Source organism: Microbispora cellulosiformans, from assembly GCF_008728085.1.
GTDB classification, from domain to species: domain Bacteria; phylum Actinomycetota; class Actinomycetes; order Streptosporangiales; family Streptosporangiaceae; genus Microbispora; species Microbispora amethystogenes.
In genome coordinates this window covers 557,275-577,216 of sequence record NZ_VYTZ01000001.1, presented here as the reverse complement: position 1 = coordinate 577,216, position 19,942 = coordinate 557,275, and the positions used below count along the sequence as shown (strand labels likewise).

The window sequence follows — 19,942 nt, the reverse complement described above, 5'->3', positions numbered from 1 at the left end:
GTGGCGCTGATCGTGCTCGCGGCCGACAAGGGGGCGCCCGGCGTGACCACCGCGGCGACGGCCCTCGGCGCGGTGTGGCCCCGCCCGGTGCTGCTCGCCGAGTGCGATCCGTCCGGCGGTGACCTCGCCTACCGCCTGCCCGGGATCGACGGGAGCGTGCTCAACCCCGGCCGCGGCCTGCTCAGCCTCGGCGCGGTCGCCCGGCGCGGGCTCCACACCGATCTCCTGTACGAGCACACGCAGAAGCTCGTCGGCGGCCTCGACGTGCTGGCCGGGCTGACCAACGGCGAGCAGGCGGCGGGCCTCACCTGGCTGTGGGGGCCGCTCGGCCGGGCGTTCGCCTCCCTGCCGCAGGCCGACGTGCTCGCCGACTGCGGCCGCCTCGGGCTGCACGCCCCGATCAACGACCTCATGGCCGAGGCCGACCTGGTGGTGCTGTTCACTCGGGCCAACCTCGACCACGTCGCCCACCTGCGTGAGCGGCTGTCGCTGCTCGGCCGCAAGGCCGGCGTCGTCGTCATCGCCGACCCCCGGTCGTACCGCACCTCGCTGGAGGAGATCCGGCGCATCGTGTCCGGCTGGGACGTCGCCTTCGTCGGCGGCCTGGCGCACGACCCGAAGGGCGCGGAGCTGCTGCGCGGCCAGTGGGGCGGCAAGCTCGACCGCAGCCTGCTGATCCGTACGGCTCGGGAGCTGGCCACCCGCCTCGCCACGCACCTCGCGGGCGGCGGCGAGGAGCCGGAGCAGGCGCGGCGGCAGCCGGGCGGCCGGATCACGCGGCGGGCGCCGGAGGTGCGGTCGTGAGCGCCCAGGGGCGGACCGTCGACCACGGCCTGGTGAAGCGGTTCCGGCAGGAGGTCGGCGACCGGCTGGCGCACCAGCGGCGGCTGGACCAGGCGAGCGGCCTGCCGCCCATGTCGGGGGAGGACGAACGGCAGTTCGCCCGGGCGCTGATCGCCCAGGTGCTGGAGGAGTTCGCGCGCGGCGAGATCGGCGTGGGGCGCACGCCGCCGACCGCCGAGGAGGAGGAGGCGCTCGCGGCGGGCATCCACGCCGCCCTCTTCGGCGTCGGCCGCCTCCAGCCGCTGCTGGACGACCCCGAGGTCGAGAACATCGACATCAACGGGTGCGACCGGGTGTTCGTCAGCTACGCCGACGGCCAGGAGCTCATGCACGACCCCGTCGCGGAGTCGGACGAGGAGCTGGTCGAGCTGATCCAGATCCTCGCGGCCTACTCGGGCCTGTCGTCGCGGCCCTTCGACACCGCGAACCCGCAGCTCGACCTGCGCCTGCCGGACGGCTCGCGGCTCTCGGCGGTCATGGACGTCACCGTGCGGCCCGCGCTGTCGATCCGCCGGTCCCGCCTCGGCAAGGTGTTCCTCTCCGACCTCGTCGGGAACGGCACGCTCACCCCCGAGGTGGGCAGGTTCCTCACGGCCGCGGTCGCGGCGCGCAAGAACATCATGCTCGCCGGGTCGACGAACGCCGGCAAGACGACGCTGCTGCGGGCGCTGGCCAACGAGATCCCGCCGACCGAGCGGCTCATCACCGTGGAACGTGCCCTTGAGCTGGGGCTGGACCAGTTCCCCGAGCTGCACCCGAACGTGGTGGCCTTCGAGCACCGCCTGCCCAACTCCGAGGGGCAGGGAGAGATCACGATGGCCGAGCTGGTGCGCCGCTCGCTGCGCATGAACCCCTCCCGCGTGATCGTGGGCGAGGTGCTGGGCGACGAGATCGTCACGATGCTGAACGCGATGACCCAGGGCAACGACGGGTCGCTGTCGACGATCCACGCCAACTCCAGCATGGAGGTGTTCAACCGCATCGCGACCTACGCGCTGCAGGCCACGGAGCGGCTGCCCATCGAGGCCACCCACATGCTCATCGCCGGGGCCATCGACTTCGTGGTGTTCATCGAGAAGCGCAACGACTACCACCGGGGCGGCACGCTGCGCCGCTACGTGTCCAGCGTGCGCGAGGTCACGGGCTGCGACGGGCGGGTGCTGTCCTCGGAGGTGTTCGCGATGTCGGGCGGCTACGTGGTGCCGCACGCCCCGATCTCCTGCGCGGACGAACTGGCCGCCCACGGCTACGACCCGGCGATGGGAGCGTGGCGATGAGCGGCCTGCTGCCCGTGCCCCAGGACCTGCTCGACCCGCTGGTGCTGCTGCCCGGCGCGATGGCCGGCGGCGGGATCTTCCTCCTCGCCCTGGCGCTGTACGGCGTGCGTCCCCGGCCCGCCTCTCCCGACGGCAAGGCGAAACGGACGGCGCTGCTGCGCGCGCTGTCCACCAGGATGGCGGTCGCCCTGATCACGGGCGTGCTGGTGCTGGTGGTGACGGGGTGGCCGGTCATCGCGGGAGGCGCCGTGCTGCTGGTCATCGCCTGGCGCGGGCTCACCGGCGGCGCGGCCGAGGAGCGGGCCGCGATGCGGCGGCTGGAGGGCCTCGCGGCCTGGACCGAGTCGCTGCGGGACACGATCGCCGGCGCCGCGGGCCTGGAGCAGGCCATCCCGTCCTCGATCCGGGCCGCGGCCCCGATGCTGCAACCCCACCTGCGGGCGCTGGTCGACCGCCTGCACATGAGAATGCCGCTCTCGGACGCGCTGCGGATCTTCGCCGACGAGCTGGACGACACCTCCGCCGACCTCGTCGTGGCGGCGCTGATCCTCAACGCCCGGCTGCGCGGGCCGGGCCTGCGCGACGTGCTCTCGGCCCTGGCCGTCTCCGCCCGCGAGGAGCTGGACATGCGCCGCCGGGTCGAGGCCGAGCGCAGGTCCACCCGCAAGAGCGTGCAGATCGTCGTCGGCACCGCCCTCGTCTTCGCCGGCACGCTCGTCGTGTTCAACCGGTCCTACGTGGAGGAGTACAACTCCGTGCTCGGCCAGGCCGTGCTGGTCATCGTGGCCGGCCTGTTCGGCGCGGGCTTCGCGTGGATGCGGCGGCTCGCCCACTTCGACAAGCCCGCCCGGATCCTCGCCCCGCACCCCCGGGCCGAAATCTCTCCGTCGCAGACCCGCCCCCAGACGCGGCCGGCCCCCGCCGGAGGAACCGTCGGTGGTCTCGCGGCCGAAGGGAGGACGCCGTGATCAACACCGTGCTTGCCGGGGTGGTGCTCGGGCTCGGGATCTTCCTGCTGCTGCGCGCGCTGTTCCCGCCCCGGCCCGGCCTGCTCGCCCGGCTCGCCGCGCTCGACCAGGCCCGTGACGGCACGGGCGTGCCCCGGGCTCCCCTGATCGCGCCGGAAGAGAACGTCAGCGAGTTCCGCCGTACGCTCGGCGTCCGGCTCGCCGCCTTCTACGAGAGCCGCGGCTGGGAGGTGCGCTCGACCAAGGCCGACCTCGCGCTGCTCGGCAGGTCGTTCGAGGGCTTCCTGGCGACGAAGCTGCTGCTGGGGGTCTCCGGCCTGCTGGCGTTCCCGCTGCTCGTCGGCTGGCTGGCGCTGATGGGGTGGGGAGTCTCGCTGCAGGTGCCACTGTGGTCGGCCCTGGTCGTCAGTGTGGTCTTCTTCCTGCTGCCCGACCTGCAGATCAAACGGGACGCCGCCGAACGGCGCCGGGACTTCCGGCACGCCGTGGGGGCCTTCCTCGACCTCGTGGCGATGAACCTCGCGGGCGGCCGGGGCGTCCCGGAGGCGCTGATGATGGCCGTCTCCGTCGGCAGCCCCGCCGCCGCGCCCGGCGCGCTCAACGGCACCCTGAACGGCACGCTGAACGGCACGGCCGCCGGCGCCTCGACAGGCACCGGGAGCGGCGGTGTGAACGGCGCCGCGAACGCGGCCGGGCCCGCCCCCGGCGCGAACTGGGCCATGGAGCGCATCCGCGAGGCACTGGCGAACGCCCGGATCGTCGGTATCACCCCATGGCAGGCACTCGGCCAGCTCGGCGAGGAGATCAACGTCGACGAGCTACGAGACCTTTCGGCCGCCCTCGGGCTGGTCGCCGACGACGGCGCCAAGGTGCGCTCGTCACTCACCGCACGGGCCGCCACCCTGCGCCGCCGCGAGCTCGCGGAGGTCGAGGGCAAGGCGGGCGAGCGGTCCCAGTCGATGCTCGTCGCCCAGCTCCTGCTGTGCGCGGGCTTCGTGATCTTCCTTACCTTTCCGGCAGCCATGAAGATGTTGGGGGCCTGATGCTCTGGTTTCACTATCTGGTCGCCGTGCTCCACGTACGGCTCGACCGCGCCAGGACCGCACCGTCCAGGGGCGCCTCGGCGGTCGAATGGGTGATCATCACCGCCATCATCGCCGGGGTCGCGCTCGGCCTGGCCACACTGATCAGGACACTGGTCGAGGGGCGGCAGGCGGACATCGAGACCGGCTTCGGCGGTGGTGGTGGAAGCGGCGGTGGCGGCGGTGGCGGCGGCGGTGGCGGCGGCGGAGGATGACAAGGGTGCAGGGCGGACGCGGGCCGCGCGGCTCCCGTCCCCGGCCACATGCCGCCGAGCCGTCCGGGCCCGGTCCCGCACGGCTCGGCGCCGAGCCGTGCGGTGACGGGCCGCGCGGGTCCGCCCCCGGACGGCGTGGCGGCGGGTCATGCGGCTCCGCCGACCGGTCGCCTGCCGAAGGGCCGTGCGGCTCTCGCGGCTCCGTGCGACGGCCGCGTGGCGAGAAGGGCGGCGGGCGGCGGGGTGAGCGGGGCGCGACGGTGATCGAGCTCGCCATCCTGATGCCGATCGTGCTGGCGATCGTCTTCCTCATCGTCCAGGTCGCGCTCTGGTTCCACGGCCGTCAGGTCGCCGACGCCGCCGCCCGGGAGGGCGCGCGCGTCGCCAGGGCGGCGGGTTCGTCCGACGGCTGGCAGGAGGCGGCGGAGGGCAAGGCCCGGCAGATCGTGCAGGCGATCGGCCCGCAACTGCTGCGCGACGCCGAGGCGAAGGCGTGGGAGCAGGGCGACCAGCGGGGTATCGAGGTCACCGGCGACGCCGTGCTGGTGGTGCCGCTGCTGCCCGAAATGGCCATCCACATCACCTCGCGCTTCGGCGGGCCCGTCGAGTGCTTCCGCCCGGACGACGGCTCGGAGGGGTGCGAATGACCTTCCGCTCCGCCCCGGTCCCACGACTCGCCCAGGCTCCGCACGTCGTCAAGAAAGGAGAGAGCGGTTCGATGACGGCCGAGACGGTCATGCTCGCCCCGCTCTTCCTGCTGTTCCTGCTGTTCCTGGTCGCGGCGGGCCGCATCGTGGAGGCGCAGGGGGAGGTCAACGGGGCCGCACGTGACGCCGCGCGGGCCGCCTCGGTTCAGCGCACACAGTCGGAGGCCGAGTCGGCCGCCAGGGAGGCCGCCGAAGCGGCCCTTTCCGGCGAATGCTCGCCACAGGTCGACATGTCCGGCACCGAATGGAAGATGAGCACCGACGAGCATCTCGCGGTCGTCCGCGCCACCGTGACCTGCGAACTCGATCTGGCGATCCTCGGCTTCGGCGCGGGCAAGCAGATGTCGGGCACCTCGGTCGTGCCGCTGGAGCAGTTCCGGAGGGTGCAGTAATGATCCCTCTCTCCCGCCCCGCCCCACAACCGGCCGCCGCCCCGGCGTCGGACCCTGCCCGCGCATCGGGCCGCGCCCCCGCATTGGGCCGCGCCCCCGCATTGGGCTGCGCCCCCGCATTGGGCCGCGCCCCTGCATTGGGCTGCGCCCCGGCGTCGGACCCTGCCCGCGCATCGGGCCGCGCCCCCGCATCGGGCCGTGCCCCGGCGTCGGGCTGTGCCCCGGCGTCGGGCTGTGCCTCGGCGTCGGGCTCCGCCTCGGGACCGGCTTCCGGATCGGCGCCGGGCGCCGCCGCCTCGCGGCCGGGGTGGCTGAGCGCGCGTGCCCGGCCCGGATCGCCGGGTGCAGGAGCGCGTCGCGCCCGCCGGGCCGTACGGCGGAGAGGGGCGGAACGGGGCTCCATGTCGGTGTTCGTGGTCCTCTTCTCCGGCGCGGTGTTCCTGCTGGCCGGGCTGCTCGTAGACGGAGGGGCGGCCATCAACGCCCGGCTGAAGGCGGCCGACATCGCCGAGCAGGCCGCCCGCGCCGCCGCCGACCAGATCGACGTCGAGACCCTTCGTGCCTCCGGCCAGGTGCGCCTGCTCGCCGACGAGGGCGCGGTGTGCGGCCGGGCCGAGGAGATCGCGACGGACCGAGACGCCGAAGGCGTACGCATGACCGACTGCACGGTGGGTGGTGGCCAGGCGGACGTCACAGTGGGGGTGGCGGTCCACTGGGACGCCTTCTTCCTGTCCGCGCTCGGCTTCGCCGGCTCCGACATGGAGGCGGAGGCCACGGCCGCACCGGATCCGGGGGAGGAATGACGGACAGGTCCACGCCGCAGGGCCGGCACTCCGCCCGTGACTCCGCAGGGCAGACCCAGTGGCCGGGCCGTGCCGCCGCGCCGCCGCCGCGCGGCGTCCCCGGCCGTGCGGGCCGCACTCCCGGCCAGGACACCTACCAGGACTCCTATCAGGCCGTCCGTCAGGACCCCGGCCGGGGACCGCGACCGCGTCCCGAGGGCATGCCGTCCGTGCTGGCACCCCAGCGCGCGCCGGAGCACTGGCGCGACGACCGGTCGGTGCGGCCGCGGTCCAGGCGCGGGGCGAAGGACGTGTTCGCCGGCATCGGGGCGTTCATCGCGCTCGTCGCCCTGGTGGGCGGCGTGCCGTACGCGCTGCTCCGGCTGGCCGGGCCGCCGATCAGCGGTGATCTGCTGAACCTGGACCTGTTCACCGACCACGTCGGCCCGGAAACGATCATCGCGATCCTGGTCCTCCTGGTGTGGCTGGCCTGGCTGCAGCTGTTCCTGTGCGTGATCGTCGAGGTGTACGCAGGGCTGCGCCGGGTCGGGATGCCGGCCCGGGTGCCGCTGTCGGGCGGCACCCAGGCGCTCGCGAACCGCCTTGTCGGCGCCGTCCTGCTGCTGTTCACGGCGACCGCCGCGGTGGTGCCCATCGCCCGCGCGGGCGCGCCCGTCGTGATCAAGGCGCAGACGGTCGCCGCCGTGCTGGCCGCGCCGGTGCCCCAGACCGAAGCGGACCGGCCGGCCCTGCACGCCAGGGAGGTCAAGAAGGTCTACGTGGTCCAGCCCCCGCACGGGCGTCACCACGAGAGCCTCTGGGAGATCGCGGACAAGTGCCTGGGCGACGGGCGCCGCTATCCGGAGATCTACCAGCTGAACCAGCACAAGGAGCAGCCCGACGGCAGCCGCCTCCACATGGCCGACCTCATCCGCCCCGGCTGGGTGCTCGACATGCCGGACGACGCCAGGAACGTCCACGTCGTGCCCGTCGACGAGGACCGGCCGGAGATCCTCAAGGAACACCGGAACGCCCCCGCCGAACTCGACGGCACCACCCGTTACGGCGGCGGCGCCGGGGGAGCGGACGCCAAGGGCGGCGACGTCCGCGCGCATCCCCGCCCGACCCCTCACACGACGACCGGCTCGCCCGGCGGCGCCCACGAGCGTCCGCACGCCACGCCCGATCCGCGCGTCTCGGCCGGAACGGGTGCCCCCAGCGGCTCAGCAGGCGGCTCGGCCGGTGGGGAAAGGGACACGACGCTGCCCGACCAGGGCTCGGGAGACGCCCCGGCCGGGCCGGGCGGGAAGGCGCGGCACACCCCGCCGACGGCCGGGCCCGCCACCCCGCGGCCGGAGGGGACCGCTCAGCATCAGGGCGACGTACGGCACGAGCCCGGCAGGGTGACCCCCCAGCCGGGCAAGCCGGGGGTCGTGCTGCCGCCGCCCGCGATGCCGCAGGACCCCTCCGCGGCGCAGCAGCCGGGACACAGCGGCCACGCCGCCACGCCGGACGCCCACGCCACGGGCAAGCCCGCCACCCCCGACGCCCATGCCGGCAAGGCCGCCACGCCGGACGCCCACGCCACCGGCCGTGCCGCAGCCCCCGACCCCCATGCCACGGGCAAGGCCGGCACGCCGGACGCTCACGCGACGGGCGAGGCGCCGCGGACGCCCCGGCCGATCACGACCACCACCGCTCAACCGGCCGCCGTGGGCGAGGCACGACCCACCGAGCAACCGGCCGAGGACCCGGGCGATCACGCGTCCGAGCAGCCCGGTGCGGGGTCCGCGCGGGAGGAGGGGCAGCCCCCGGTGCGTAACCGGCCCGTCGCCGAGGCCGCGGGGCCCGGCCGCCACGCCACCGGCTCCCCGTCCGTGTCGCCGTCCGTGTCCCCGCCCGCCTCCTCACCCGGCGCGCCGGCCGATGCCCACGGCGCGCCCGCCGCGGCGGCCGGCGACCACGGCGGGGGCGGAGCCGAGGAGGACGGGCAGCGGGGCGGGCCGGTGCTCGCGGACTACCTCGCGGCGTCGTCGCTGGCGGCGGCCGGGCTACTGGCCCTGCTCGGCCGCAAACGGCGCGAGCAACTGTGGCGCAGGGCGTTCGGACGGCGGATCGCGCGGCCACGCGGAGACGCCGCCGAGGCCGAGGTCGCGATCCGCCTCGGCGCCGACGCCCCCGGCAGCCGGATGCTCGACATCGGCCTTCGGCTGCTCGGCCGCCTGCTGGCCGACTCAGGCAGGCGGCCGCCCACCATCTACGCCGTGCATCTGTCCAGCCGGGGTCTCGACCTGTGGATCCACCCGGCCGAGCAGCACGCGCCCGAGCCGTGGGAGGCCTGCGACGGCGGGCAGGTCTGGCGGCTCCCGGCCCACGAGGGGCGACGCATCGACGAGCACGCGCTCGCCGGGGTGCCCGCGCCCTACCCCGGGCTGGTCTCGCTCGGCACCGGTCAGGGCGGCCGGGTCCTGGTCGACCTGGAGGCCGCCCACGGAATCATCGCGATCACCGGCGCGCACACCGTCGCCGCCCTGTCCGCGCTCGCCGTGGAACTCGCCACCAACCGCTGGTCCGACGACATGCGTCTCACGCTCGTCGGCTTCGGCGAGGAACTCACCCTGCTCGCGCCCGACCGGATCAGGACGGCGGGCAGCCTGGCCGAGGTGCTGCCCGAGTTCGAGGAGCGCGGCCGGCACGACGGCGACGTGCTGACCGGCCGCGTGCACAGCCGGGTGGCCGATCCCGCCTACACCCCCCACTATCTGCTGTCGGCCATCCGGCCCGACGAGGACGAGGCACGCCGGCTGGCGCTGCTCGGCAAGGGCACCCGTACGGCGAGCGGCTTCGTGATCGCGGGTGAGGTGCCGCACGCCACCTGGAAGTGGGACGTCACCGACGGCGGACGGACCCGCGTCGACGCCCTGGGCCTGGACATCGAGGCACACCTGCTGCCGCGCCGGCACTACGACGCGGTGGTCGGCCTGTTCCGGACCGCGCTGCGGCAGGAGAGCGAGCCGCTCACCCCCGTGACGGAGCGGCTCAGCGAGGAGCCCCCGGCCATCGAGGTGCGCGTCCTCGGCCCGATCGAGATCAGCCCGGTGAACCCCCTCGAAGAGGGGCGGGCGGCCCTCGCCCACGAGCTCGTCGTCTATCTCGCCACGCATCCCGAAGGCGTGCATCCGGTCGTCCTCGCCGGGGTGCTGTGGCCGCGCGGCGTGCAGACCGCGGTCCGCGACGCCACCATCGCCCGGGTCGCCGAATGGCTCGGCCGCGACTCCGAGGGGCGTCCCCACCTCTTCGCCGACCGGTCCGGGCGGTTGCGGCTCGGGCCGGAGATCCGTACGGACTGGCGGCTGTTCCAGGACCTCGTACGGCAGGCGAGCGAATGGGCCGGGACGTCCTCCTCCGGTGAGGTCGAGGAGGACCTGCTGAACCGGGCGCTGCGGCTGGTCCGCGGGCCACTGCTGAGCGGCAGGCCGCCGGACCGGTACGCCTGGCTGGCCGCCGACCCGCTGGAGTACGACGTGACGGCCTGGGTGGCGGACGCGGCGCACGAACTGTGCGAGATCAGGCTGCGGCGCGACGACCCGTACGGCGCGGTGGCGGCGGCCCGCGCCGGGCTGCTGCTCGCGGCGGACGACGAGGGGCTGTGGCGCGACCTGCTCCGCGCCTCGCACGCCACCGGGGAGCCGGTCCGGCTGCGGGCGGTCGTCGACGGCCTGGTGCGTCGCTCGGCCTCCCACCCGTACGGCGGCGGGATGGCCCCGGAGACCGAGGCGCTCATCGACGAGTTGCTGCCCGACTGGCGCCGCACCCTCTCACCCGATCTCCGAACCCAACGTCTCGCCTGAGCGGAGCGCCGATGCCCGACCCATGCCGATTCGTGCATGACGCTGGATCATCGCCGGCGACCCTTTCTAGGGTGGGCCCGGCGGGGGATCGCGTACTGCGGAGGACCCCTTTGACGCGTCCGGCACTCGCCACAGCGGCGGCCACACTGCTCGTGTCGGCCTGCGCGCTGCTCACGTCGGCCTGCTCGACGCCGGGTGAGGACCACGGCTTCACCCCGGGCGGCGCGAAGGCGCCCGCCGCGGCGGCGGGCGCGGCGACCGGGGTGACCGGCGACGACACGGCTGACGGGATGGGCGGCGACGTGGTGACGGCGGCGCCCGGCCTGCGGATCGAGATCGAGTGGCCGGGAGGGCTCGACCCGGTGCAGTCGGCCGTGGTCAAGGCGTTCGCCGACGACTTCACGGCGCAGTGGCGGGCCGTCGGCACCTCCGGTGCGGACCGGTCCTACACCAAGGGGCTCCACCCGGAGTCGTCGGCCTACCGGGACGCCGACAAATGGGTCCACAGCTTCCTCAAGGACGGACGCTCGGCCCGGGGCGTCGCCAAGATCTATTCGATGACCGTACCCGCGATCATGGGACGCGGGGCCGAGACGAACGCCTGCGTCGACCTGACCGGTGTCCGGCTGACCGACGAGGAGGGCACCCCGCTGGCGGCCCAGCCTTCCTGGGTGAAACGCCCGCGAGCGGTCTTCCTGCAGAACGCCGGGCTGCGCCGTGGGGGCGACGGCGCCTGGCGAATCGCCATGTACCACCACGCGGACTATCCGGACGAGCGCGCTAAGGAGTGCCTCCGTTGAGCACGAGACCGACAATCGCGGTGATGTCCCTGCTGGCAGGCAGCCTGCTCGCGGTGCTGACGCCGCTCGCCACGCCGCCCGCGGCGGCGGACCAGGGCGACGGGCCGCACGGCGAGGCCTTCCAGCACGACAGGAAGGCCGGCGTCAGGCTCACCAACTCGCAGATCACGCTTTCCGGCAGCGGGATCGGCGGCAACGGCAACGGCTACCAGATGCCCAATCCCTGCTGGTACGAGCCGAACATGACGGCCGACGAGGCGCGTGACCTCAAGGCGCGGGAGAAGAAGGAGTCGGTGGAGACGGGCGGCGACTACCGGCCGGACCTCGACAAGTTTTCCAGCAAGCTGGACGAGAAGGGCCAGTGGTGGGGCATCGGGTACAACGCGGGCGACCCCAAGGGGGAGGCGTGCGCGGCCGGGCGCGATCCGCTCGTGTGGGTGCCGGAGGGGGACACGCCCGCCGGAGGCATCACGTTCGAGCAGCTCAGGGAGCTCGCCCGGGCCGCGCTGACCGTCCCCGAGCCGACGATCAAACTGAGCCCCGATGCCAAGAGCTACGTGAACCTGGGGACGTGGGTCTGGCTGGACGGCGCCGACCAGGCCCCCAGATCCGTCACCGCCACGCTGCCGGGGGTCATGTCCGCCACCGTCACGGCGAAGCCGGCCGAGAACAGCATGCACATCAAGTCCGGCACCGGCGATGACCGGGCCACGGTCTTCGAGGCGCGGTGCGGCGAGACCGGCGTGCCGTACGTCAAGGGCGCCGCCAAGGGCTCGGACGACGACCCTCCATGCGGGGTGCGCTACCTGCGTTCCTCCATCGACCAGCCGAACAAGGTCTACACGCTCACCGTGACGACCACCTGGAACGTCGAGGGCAACGGCCAGAACCTCGGCGGTGGCGCGGGCGACCCGTTCATCTACGCCCCGATCGCCTTCGCGCCGATCCAGGTGAACGCCCAGCGCGACGTGCCCGTCGGGGAGGTCCAGAGCGTCGTCCGGAACTGACCGGCCGCCCGGCTCACCGGGCGGCTCATCAGGCTTGCCGGGCGGCTCGGCTCATCGCGTCGCCCGGCTCAAGCGGTCACGCCGGACTCGTGGGCGAGCAGCCACTCCTTGACCGGCGTGCCGTAGTAGTAGCCGCCGTAACCGCCGGTCGAGGGCAGCACGCGGTGGCACGGCACGAACGGCGCGACGAGGTTCTGCGCGCAGGCCGATCCGGCGGCCCGCGCGGCGGTCCGGGGCAGCCCCGCCCGCTCGGCCAGCACGGCGTACGACACGGTGGTGCCGGCGGGCACGGCGCGCAGCGCCTCGTACAGGCGCTGCCTGGTGGGGGTGCCCGGCTGCTCGGCCGGGACTCGGTCGAGCGCGTCGATCTTCCCGTCGAGGTACTCGCGGACGGCAAGCGCCGCGTCGCCGAGGTCGTCCTCCCGCAAGGGGAGCGTCCGCAGGGACGGCGAGAGCCGCGCGTACATCTCGCGGGGGTCGGCGGTGAAGCCCGCGGCGACGAGCACGCCGTCACGGGCCAGCAGGGCGAGAGGGCCCACGGGGGTGGGCACGATCTGCGTGAGGATCATCGGTTGTTCACGTCCATGTGGTGTCTTGGGCTTGGTCGGTGTCCCCAGGCTCAGGCCGGTCGGCGCCGGGCCGGGGTTGTGACTGAGGTCGTGGTTGGGTTCGTGTCCGACGCTGGGCGCGGGGGCTCAGGCCGAAGCGGCGCCCGGGTGCGTGTCCAGGGTGAGGGCCGGGGCCGGGGTCTGCTGGGAGGCGTGGCTCCACAGGTGGACCGCCGCGTACGCGCGCCAGGGCCGCCATTCCTCGCTCTCGCCGGCCGTGATGCCGAGCCGGTCCATGGTCCTGCGCAGCACGAGGTCGCCCTCGGGCCAGGCGTCCGGGTCGCGCAGCGCGCGCAGCGCGATGTAGCTCGCGGTCCACGGGCCGATGCCGGGGATCGCCAGCAGCCTGGCCGTGGTGTCGGCGGGGTCCTCGGCGCCGTCGAGGTCGATCTCGCCGGAGGCGACCCCCTCGGCCAGCGCCCTGATCGTGGCGGTCCTGCGGGTGGTGAGCCCGAGGCCGTCCAGATCGGCGCCCGCCAGCCGGTCGGCGGTGGGAAACAGCAGCGGGGTCTCGTTCGCCGCCTCCGAGGTGGGCTCCCGGTCCATGATGGCGGGGGTGCCGGCGCGGGCGGCGATGCGGCCGAGCAGCGTGCGGGCCCCGGCCACCGAGATCTGCTGCCCCACGACGGCCCGGACGGCCGCCTCGAACCCGTCGTACGCTCCCGGGACCCGCAGTCCCGGCCGGGCCTCGACCAGCGGCGCGAGCGACGTGCGGCCGAGGATCTCCCGCACCGCCCCGGGGTCGGCGTCCAGGTCGAGCAGCCGGCGGCACCGCGCCACCAGCGGCGACAGGCGGTGGGCCTCGGTGGTCCGCACCGTGAGCCTGACGTGGTCCGCCGCGGGCCGCAGGGTGATCGAGCCGCCCGGAACGGCTCGGGTGTACGCCGCGACGTCCGCGCCCGCCCAGCGGACCGCCTCCACCCCCGGGATCGCCCGCGCGGCGAGGAAGCGCAGCACCGACTGCGCGTCGTACGGCCGCCGGTGGCCGAGCCGCAGCGTCAGGCCGCTCGCGGGGGAGCAGTGCCCCCCGCCGTGCCCTCCGCCGCCGACCGGCCCGTTGCCCTTGCGCAGCTCACCCGGCGCGAAGCCGTACGACTCCTTCATGGCCGCGTTGAACTGCCGTACGCTCCCGAACCCGGCGGCGAACGCGACGTCCGTGATCGGCAGGGTGGTCTCGGTGAGCAGCTGCTTGGCGAGCAGCAGCCGCCGGGTGCGGGCGACGGCGAGCGGCCCGGCGCCGAGCTCGGCGGCGAACAGGCGGTGCAGATGGCGCTCGGTCACGTGGAGGCGCCGGGCCAGCCCCGCGACGCCGGAGTCGTCGGCGACGCCGTCGTCGATCAGCCGCAGCGCGCGTCCCACCAGGTCGGCGCGGACGTCCCAGCCGGGGTCGCCAGGGCTGAGCTCCGGGCGGCAGCGGCGGCAGGGCCGGAAGCCGGCGGCCTCGGCCGCGGCCGCGTGCCGGTAGAAGCGGACGTTCGCCCGTCCCGGGGTGCGGGCCGGGCAGATCGGGCGGCAGTAGATGCCGGTGGTCGTGACAGCCGTGTAGAAACGCCCGTCGAAGCGGGGGTCCCGGGCGGACACGGCCAGGTAGCACGCGTCGAAGTCGAGCTGTCGTGTGGTGGTCACGCACACGACGTTATGCCCAGGCCACCGATGCGGGCTCGCGGAAATCGGACGCGGTCGTCACGTCGCACGATGGCGCTCGCGGCAGGCCGGGCGGTGCGGCGCCGGGCCTTTTCTCGCTCGGCACGGGACGACGTCGGCGTCACTTGCTGGAGATGCCGACCCCGAGGTCGAACTCGCGGTACACCCGGGCCCAGAAGCCGTCGCGCAGCCACACGCGGGCCTCGGGATAGGGCCGCAGGGAATGGCCGAGTTCCTTCTCGGCCTCGATGAGCAGTTCGGTGTCGATCACCGTGGGCAGGATCGGGCCGGGCAGCAGGTCGCGGATGTTGTCCCGGCCGCGCGTAAGGATCCATTTCTGCGCGACGTGCTCGCCGACCTCCTCCACGTGGGGCCGGCCCGGGCCCAGTTTGGAGGTCTGGCCGACCGGCGCCTTCGGCGGCATCGGCTTGGCGCGGCCCGCGAAGACCTGGGCGGGCGACGGCGCGGGCGGAACGGGCACCGGCACCGGAGCGCGGGTGAAGAACGGACGCAGGAAGTCGGCGCTGAGGATCTCGACGGTGTCCGACTCCCAGACGAGCCGTTCGGCCTGGTTGGTCCCGAACGGCGGCTCGACGCCCCACAGGTGGACGCGCACCCCGTACGCCTGGGCGGCCTCCACGGCGGGGACCATGTCCTCGTCTCCGGCGATCAGCACGGCGTCGTTCACGGCGTGGTGCCGGGCGAGCGCCTCCAGGTCGCTGCGGATCTGCGCGTCCACGCCCTTCTGCTGGCCACGGGCGTTCAGGTTGCCGAGCCGCACCTTGACCCAGGGCAGCTGGGCGATCACCCGCTGGTCCACCGTGGGCACCCGGTCACGCGCGGCGTCGTACCAGTAGACCCGCAGCAGCTCGCCCGAGATGCTCTGCACGACGTGCTTCTGCAGCGCCTGGATCAACTCGTCCGCGGCGACGCGGTACTCCTTACGCTCCTTGGCGCCTAAGAGAACTTCACCGGCGGCCGCGTAAAGGTAACCCACGTCCACCAGAACGGCATACTTCGCGGCAATCCCATGTGCGCTGAAGTCCGGGATGGCCATGGTGTCCTCCAGGACTCGTCACTAGATGATCAGGCGACTATATTCCCCCGCTTTCTAGATAGTCCCAACTCTTGGGCCAGTTGACACCCGGTTCCGTCGATGTAATCAGGCTGTGGTCCCCGGCTGATCCGCGGCTGCCGTCACCGGGCGCCGGGGAGGAAGGCGGAGCGCCACGCCCCCGGGCCGTGCGGCAGCGCCGGGCGCATGACGCGCCCCGCGTACCTCCAGTTTCCCCTGGTGGCGGGCCGGGCCTCCCGGGGGGCGTGCGCCGACGCCCGGGCCAGCAGTGCGGCGAGCAGGGCGGCGGTCTCCTCCGGGGTGGCGTCCCCCCGGATGATCTCCAGGTACGGCTCGCGAGTGCTCACAACGGGATGTTCCCATGCTTCTTCGGCGGCAGGACAGCCCGTTTGTTGCGCAGTGCCCGCAGCGCGCGGACGATCCGGACCCGGGTGTCCGACGGCCGGATCACCGCGTCCACGTAGCCACGTTCGGCGGCGAGGTACGGGTTGGCCAGCGTGTCCTCGTACTCGGAGACGAACCTCGCCCGCGCCGTGTCCGGGTCGTCGGCGGCGGCCAGTTCGCGCCGGTAGAGGATGTTGACCGCGCCCTGCGCCCCCATCACCGCGATCTGGGCGGTGGGCCACGCCAGGTTGATGTCCGCGCCGAGGTGCTTGGACCCCATGACGTCGTACGCCCCGCCGTACGCCTTGCGGGTGATGACGGTGACCAGCGGCACGGTCGCTTCGGCGTAGGCGTAGAGGAGCTTGGCGCCGCGCCGGATGATGCCGTTCCACTCCTGGTCGGTGCCCGGGAGGAAGCCCGGCACGTCGACGAAGGTCAGCACCGGGATGTTGAAGGCGTCGCAGGTGCGGACGAACCGGGCGGCCTTCTCGGATGCGGCGATGTCGAGCGTCCCGGCGAAGCTCATCGGCTGGTTGGCGACGACACCCACCGAACGCCCCTCGACCCGGCCGAAGCCGACCAGGATGTTCGGCGCGAAGCCCGCGTGGATCTCCAGGAACTCCCCGTCGTCGAGGACGTGTTCGAGCACCGTGTGCATGTCGTACGGCTGGTTGGCCGAGTCGGGGATCAGCGTGTCGAGCACGAGGTCCTCGTCGGTCGTCTCCAGGACCGCCTCCGCCTCGAAGACCGGCGGGTCGTCCATGTTGTTGGACGGCAGGAACGACAGCAGCGCCCTGGCGAAGTCGAGGCAGTCCTGCTCGTCGGACGCCTCGTAGTGGGCGACGCCGCTGCGGGAGTTATGCGTGTGGGCCCCGCCCAGCTCCTCGAACGTCACCTCCTCGCCGGTGACGGTCTTGATGACGTCCGGCCCGGTGATGAACATGTGCGACTTCTCCCGGACCATCAGGACGAAGTCGGTCAGGGCGGGGGAGTAGACCGCGCCGCCGGCGCACGGGCCCATGATCAGCGAGATCTGCGGGATCACCCCGGAGGAGTGCACGTTGCGCTTGAAGATCTCGGCGTACAGGCCGAGGGAGACCACGCCCTCCTGGATGCGCGCGCCGCCCGAGTCGTTGATCCCGATCACCGGGCAGCCGGTCTTGAGCGCGTGGTCCATCACCTTGACGATCTTCTCGCCGAAGACCTCGCCCAGCGAGCCGCCGAACACGGTGAAGTCCTGCGCGAACACCGCGACCGGGCGGCCGTCCACCGTGCCGTACCCGGTCACGACCCCGTCGCCGTACGGGCGCTCGCGGTCCAGGCCGAAGGCGGTCGCCCGGTGCCTGGCCAGCTCGTCGAACTCCACGAACGAGCCCTCGTCGAGGAAGGCCGCGACCCGCTCGCGGGCCGTCATCTTGCCCTTGGCGTGCTGCTTGTCCACCGCCCGCGCGGAGCCTGCGTGGGCCGCCTCGCCGAGGCGCCGCTCCAGGTCGGCGATCTTGCCGGCGGTGGTGTGGATATCGATCTCGTGGGCGCGTTCCGCGCTCATCGTTCCCTCACCGTTCCTCGCATGCTCAGCGGCCCCGGGTCCCGCGATGCGCTCCAGGCCGCGTCGGATCCATGGCCGACAGGTTAACGAGACTTCCGCCGCGAGGTCGCGCCGGGGCGCGGCCGGAAGCCGCCCGGGAGGCGTTCGGGGAGGAGTCCGGGAGGAACGGAGGTCGCCTGTCGTTCGTTCGGCTTTTACAACCAGGCCTTCACGACCAGGCCTTCATGACGACGGCGGAGAAGGGGGCGCGATGGCTGACGCCGTACGCACGCAGGGCTTGTACAAGCGCTTCGGGCGGCAGGTGGCCGTCGGCGGGGTCGACCTGGTCGTGCCGAAGGGCGGTTTCGCCGGCCTGGTCGGCCCCAACGGCGCGGGCAAGACGACGACGCTGAGCATGATCACCGGGTTGCTGCGCCCCGACGGCGGGCGGATCGAGATCGACGGCCACGACGTGTGGGCCGATCCCGTCGCCGCCAAGGCGCGGATCGGCGTGCTGCCCGAGGGCCTGCGGCTGTTCGAACGGCTGTCCGGCCGCGAGTTGCTGCTGTACGGCGGCCAGTTGCGCGGCATCCCCCTGGACGAGGCCGGCAGGCGCGCCGACGAGCTGCTCAGGGTTATGGACCTGGTCGAGGCTCAGGACAAGCTGGTGGTCGACTACTCGACCGGCATGCGCAAGAAGATCGGCCTCGCGGCGGCGCTGTTGCACAACCCGCGCGTGCTGTTCCTCGACGAGCCGTTCGAGGGCGTCGACCCGGTCTCGGCCAACACCCTGGCCGAGGTGCTGCGCAGATACACCGCCTCGGGCTCCACCGTCGTCTTCTCCAGCCATGTGATGGACCTGGTCGAGCGGTTGTGCGACTGGGTGTCGGTGATGAACGGCGGGCTCGTCGTCGCGCAGGGCCCGCTCGACGACGTACGGCGGGGCCGCACGCTCAACGAGGCCTTCCTCGACCTCGTCGGCGCACGCGGCAACGGGGAGGAGGGCCTGTCGTGGCTGGGCACCTCGGCCTCCTGACCGCGCGGCCCGTCGGCCTCCCGACCGCCTCGCACGCGCGCCTCCTGACCGAGCTGTCCATCGGACCGGGGAGCGCGTCATGACGTGGCTTTTCGTCCGGATGAAGCTCAGCCTGGTCCGCGGGGGCCTGCGCGGCGAGACCGCCAAGCAGCTGGGCTTCGCCTTCTCGTTGATCGCCGCCGTCCTCATGGCGGTCGCGGGGTTCGGGCTGCTGGCGCTCGTACGGTTCGCGCCGCACGACATCGCGCTCGACGTCGTGCCGGTGGCGTTCGCGATGTTCGCCGCCTGGTGGATCGTCGTGCCGCTGATGGCCTTCGGCCTGGACGAGACGCTCGACCCGGCCCGGCTGGCCCTGTTCCCGCTGACCACCCGGCAGCTCGCGACCGGCCTGTTCGCCGCGTCGGCCGCCGGGCCGTGGCCGATCGCCTCGCTGGTCACGCTCTTCGGCGGCCTGGTCGCGCTCGCCCACGGACCGGGCGGGGTGCTGCTCGGGGTGCCCGCGGTGGTCCTCCAGTTCGCCTTCTGCATCGTGGTCTCCCGCCTGGTGACCACCGCGTTGTCCGGCGCGCTGCGAACCCGCCGGGGCCGCGACGTGCTCGCGGTCGCCGCCGTCTTCGGCGTGCTGTTCGCCCAGCTGCCGAACCTGCTGCTCAACCGGAGGCTGGCGGGCGACCCGGCGGGAATGCTGGCGTCGGCGGCGGACGTCCTGCGCTGGACGCCGCCCGGCCTGGCCGCGCACGCGATCGCCGACGGCGGGCTCGCCGGTGTGGCCGACCTGGTCGTCGTCGCGGTGGTGGTGGTCCTCCTGGGCTGGCTGTGGATCGCCGCGCTGCGGCACGCGCTGGTGCGGCCCGACTCCTCCAACCAGAGCGGCGGCTCGGTGCGGCGGTCCTGGGCCGGCGGACTCCTGCCGGACAGCATGATCGGCGCCGTCGTCGCCAAGGAGCTGAAGTACGCCCGCAGGGAGCCGCGTGGCCGGGTGAACTGGATCGCCGCGATCTTCGTGAGCGCGGTCGTCATGTTCTCCCTGCACGGGCCCGGCGGCTCGGCGGGGCCCGCGTCCGCGATCGGCCCCGCCTGCCTGGCCGCCCTGGTGATCGGGCTGCAGTCGGCCAACTCCTTCGGCATCGACGGAAGGTCGCTGTGGATGAACGCGGTGGCCTTCGGCACGCCGCGCGACCTGCGCACCGACCTCGCCGGGCGGCACCTCGCCATGGCGGTCATCGCGGTGCCGCTGCTGGCGCTGGCGTCGCTGTCCGCCGCACTGGTGGCGGGTGACGCCGGCTGGGCCCCCGCCGCCGCGCTCACCGCGTGGGGCGTGCTCGGCGTCGGCATGGGAGTCGGCGCGCTCACCAGCGTGACCGTCCCGTACACCTATCCCGACCGGCTCAACGCCTTCAGCGGCGCGGCGCCCGGGCAGGGCGGGCAGGCGTTCGCCTCGTCCTTCGCCACGATGCTCGCCGTCGCCGCGCTCGCGCTGCCCGTCGTCCTTCCGGTCCTGCTCGGCACGACCTGGCTCGCCGTCCTCGCGGTGCCGTACGGCGTGGCGGTCGCCTGGGCGGGTCGCCGGCTCGCGTCCGGCATCGGCTTCGCCCGGCTCCCCGAACTCCTCGCGGCCGTCTCCCGCCCCACCTGACTGCGCCTTCTGCCCCGTCTGTCACGTAACAGAGCGGTCGCGAAGTCCTTGCGGTGTTGCGGGCGTTATGGGCTGTCCCTATAACGGTCTGGACCGTTCTAGGGAGA

At 73.7% G+C, this 19,942-nt stretch carries 18 protein-coding genes; 13 read left to right on the top strand and 5 right to left on the bottom strand.

Annotation, left to right across the window (positions count from 1 at the left end; translation table 11 throughout):
- The 11 genes from F5972_RS02340 (at position 1) to F5972_RS02290 (ending at position 11,924) form a co-directional block, all read left to right on the top strand.
- Complete coding sequence (locus F5972_RS02340; protein ID WP_225311105.1) at positions 1-804, top strand: MinD/ParA family ATP-binding protein; 804 nt, start codon at positions 1-3, stop codon at positions 802-804.
- Complete coding sequence (locus tag F5972_RS02335; RefSeq protein ID WP_150930584.1) at positions 801-2,120, top strand: CpaF family protein; 1,320 nt, start codon at positions 801-803, stop codon at positions 2,118-2,120. The genes F5972_RS02340 and F5972_RS02335 overlap by 4 nt, the downstream gene beginning before the upstream one ends.
- Positions 2,117-3,088: a type II secretion system F family protein gene (locus F5972_RS02330; protein WP_150930582.1), complete on the top strand. Its 972-nt coding sequence runs from the start codon at positions 2,117-2,119 to the stop codon at positions 3,086-3,088. The genes F5972_RS02335 and F5972_RS02330 overlap by 4 nt, the downstream gene beginning before the upstream one ends.
- Positions 3,085-4,131: a type II secretion system F family protein gene (locus F5972_RS02325; RefSeq protein WP_150930580.1), complete on the top strand. Its 1,047-nt coding sequence runs from the start codon at positions 3,085-3,087 to the stop codon at positions 4,129-4,131. The genes F5972_RS02330 and F5972_RS02325 overlap by 4 nt, the downstream gene beginning before the upstream one ends.
- Positions 4,131-4,385, top strand: a complete 255-nt coding sequence (locus F5972_RS02320; RefSeq protein WP_150930578.1) for a hypothetical protein — start codon at positions 4,131-4,133, stop codon at positions 4,383-4,385. The genes F5972_RS02325 and F5972_RS02320 overlap by 1 nt, the downstream gene beginning before the upstream one ends.
- 203 nt (positions 4,386-4,588) lie before the next feature.
- Positions 4,589-5,032: a TadE/TadG family type IV pilus assembly protein gene (locus F5972_RS02315; protein WP_225311104.1), complete on the top strand. Its 444-nt coding sequence runs from the start codon at positions 4,589-4,591 to the stop codon at positions 5,030-5,032.
- 71 nt (positions 5,033-5,103) lie between these two features.
- Positions 5,104-5,484: a TadE/TadG family type IV pilus assembly protein gene (locus F5972_RS02310; RefSeq protein WP_191909904.1), complete on the top strand. Its 381-nt coding sequence runs from the start codon at positions 5,104-5,106 to the stop codon at positions 5,482-5,484.
- A gap of 401 nt (positions 5,485-5,885) precedes the next feature.
- Entirely contained in the window at positions 5,886-6,287 is a 402-nt protein-coding gene (locus F5972_RS02305; RefSeq protein ID WP_150930572.1) for a pilus assembly protein TadG-related protein, read from the top strand.
- Positions 6,284-10,117, top strand: a complete 3,834-nt coding sequence (locus F5972_RS36870) for a bacterial transcriptional activator domain-containing protein (protein WP_191909903.1) — start codon at positions 6,284-6,286, stop codon at positions 10,115-10,117. The genes F5972_RS02305 and F5972_RS36870 overlap by 4 nt, the downstream gene beginning before the upstream one ends.
- A 110-nt stretch (positions 10,118-10,227) precedes the next feature.
- Entirely contained in the window at positions 10,228-10,917 is a 690-nt protein-coding gene (locus tag F5972_RS02295; protein ID WP_150930570.1) for a hypothetical protein, read from the top strand.
- A gap of 23 nt (positions 10,918-10,940) precedes the next feature.
- Complete coding sequence (locus F5972_RS02290) at positions 10,941-11,924, top strand: hypothetical protein (RefSeq protein ID WP_150930568.1); 984 nt, start codon at positions 10,941-10,943, stop codon at positions 11,922-11,924.
- 68 nt (positions 11,925-11,992) lie between these two features.
- On the opposite strand, the gene F5972_RS02285 is transcribed toward F5972_RS02290, so the two are convergent.
- From F5972_RS02285 to F5972_RS02265, 5 genes are all read right to left on the bottom strand, one after another.
- Positions 11,993-12,493: a methylated-DNA--[protein]-cysteine S-methyltransferase gene (locus F5972_RS02285; protein ID WP_150930566.1), complete on the bottom strand. Its 501-nt coding sequence runs from the start codon at positions 12,491-12,493 to the stop codon at positions 11,993-11,995.
- Positions 12,494-12,619: 126 nt separating this feature from the next.
- The gene (locus tag F5972_RS02280; protein WP_150930564.1) at positions 12,620-14,158 is read right to left on the bottom strand and encodes a DNA-3-methyladenine glycosylase 2 family protein; all 1,539 of its coding nucleotides are present in this window, start codon (positions 14,156-14,158) and stop codon (positions 12,620-12,622) included.
- A gap of 139 nt (positions 14,159-14,297) precedes the next feature.
- Entirely contained in the window at positions 14,298-15,233 is a 936-nt protein-coding gene (locus F5972_RS02275; protein WP_150930562.1) for an NYN domain-containing protein, read from the bottom strand.
- 140 nt (positions 15,234-15,373) lie between these two features.
- The gene (locus F5972_RS02270; protein ID WP_150930560.1) at positions 15,374-15,598 is read right to left on the bottom strand and encodes an acyl-CoA carboxylase epsilon subunit; all 225 of its coding nucleotides are present in this window, start codon (positions 15,596-15,598) and stop codon (positions 15,374-15,376) included.
- Positions 15,595-17,184 (bottom strand): acyl-CoA carboxylase subunit beta, encoded by a 1,590-nt coding sequence (locus tag F5972_RS02265; protein ID WP_150930558.1) that lies wholly within the window; start codon positions 17,182-17,184, stop codon positions 15,595-15,597. Before F5972_RS02265 ends, F5972_RS02270 begins: the two co-directional genes overlap by 4 nt.
- Positions 17,185-17,434: 250 nt before the next feature.
- Between F5972_RS02265 and F5972_RS02260 the strand changes: the two genes are divergently transcribed.
- Complete coding sequence (locus F5972_RS02260; RefSeq protein ID WP_150930555.1) at positions 17,435-18,199, top strand: ABC transporter ATP-binding protein; 765 nt, start codon at positions 17,435-17,437, stop codon at positions 18,197-18,199.
- Positions 18,200-18,278: 79 nt separating this feature from the next.
- Positions 18,279-19,835 (top strand): hypothetical protein, encoded by a 1,557-nt coding sequence (locus F5972_RS02255; RefSeq protein ID WP_150930553.1) that lies wholly within the window; start codon positions 18,279-18,281, stop codon positions 19,833-19,835.
- Positions 19,836-19,942 lie beyond the last annotated feature (107 nt).

Bases quoted from the DNA above. Each gene is read 5' to 3' on its own strand.
- F5972_RS02330 (WP_150930582.1), top strand. From the start codon at position 2,117: ATGAGCGGCCTGCTGCCCGTGCCCCAGGACCTGCTCGACCCGCTGGTG.
- F5972_RS02320 (WP_150930578.1), top strand. From the start codon at position 4,131: ATGCTCTGGTTTCACTATCTGGTCGCCGTGCTCCACGTACGGCTCGAC.
- F5972_RS02310 (WP_191909904.1), top strand. From the start codon at position 5,104: ATGACGGCCGAGACGGTCATGCTCGCCCCGCTCTTCCTGCTGTTCCTG.
- F5972_RS02305 (WP_150930572.1), top strand. From the start codon at position 5,886: ATGTCGGTGTTCGTGGTCCTCTTCTCCGGCGCGGTGTTCCTGCTGGCC.
- F5972_RS36870 (WP_191909903.1), top strand. From the start codon at position 6,284: ATGACGGACAGGTCCACGCCGCAGGGCCGGCACTCCGCCCGTGACTCC.
- F5972_RS02290 (WP_150930568.1), top strand. From the start codon at position 10,941: ATGTCCCTGCTGGCAGGCAGCCTGCTCGCGGTGCTGACGCCGCTCGCC.
- F5972_RS02285 (WP_150930566.1), bottom strand. From the start codon at position 12,493: ATGATCCTCACGCAGATCGTGCCCACCCCCGTGGGCCCTCTCGCCCTG.
- F5972_RS02275 (WP_150930562.1), bottom strand. From the start codon at position 15,233: ATGGCCATCCCGGACTTCAGCGCACATGGGATTGCCGCGAAGTATGCC.
- F5972_RS02265 (WP_150930558.1), bottom strand. From the start codon at position 17,184: ATGAGCGCGGAACGCGCCCACGAGATCGATATCCACACCACCGCCGGC.
- F5972_RS02260 (WP_150930555.1), top strand. From the start codon at position 17,435: ATGGCTGACGCCGTACGCACGCAGGGCTTGTACAAGCGCTTCGGGCGG.
- F5972_RS02255 (WP_150930553.1), top strand. From the start codon at position 18,279: ATGACGTGGCTTTTCGTCCGGATGAAGCTCAGCCTGGTCCGCGGGGGC.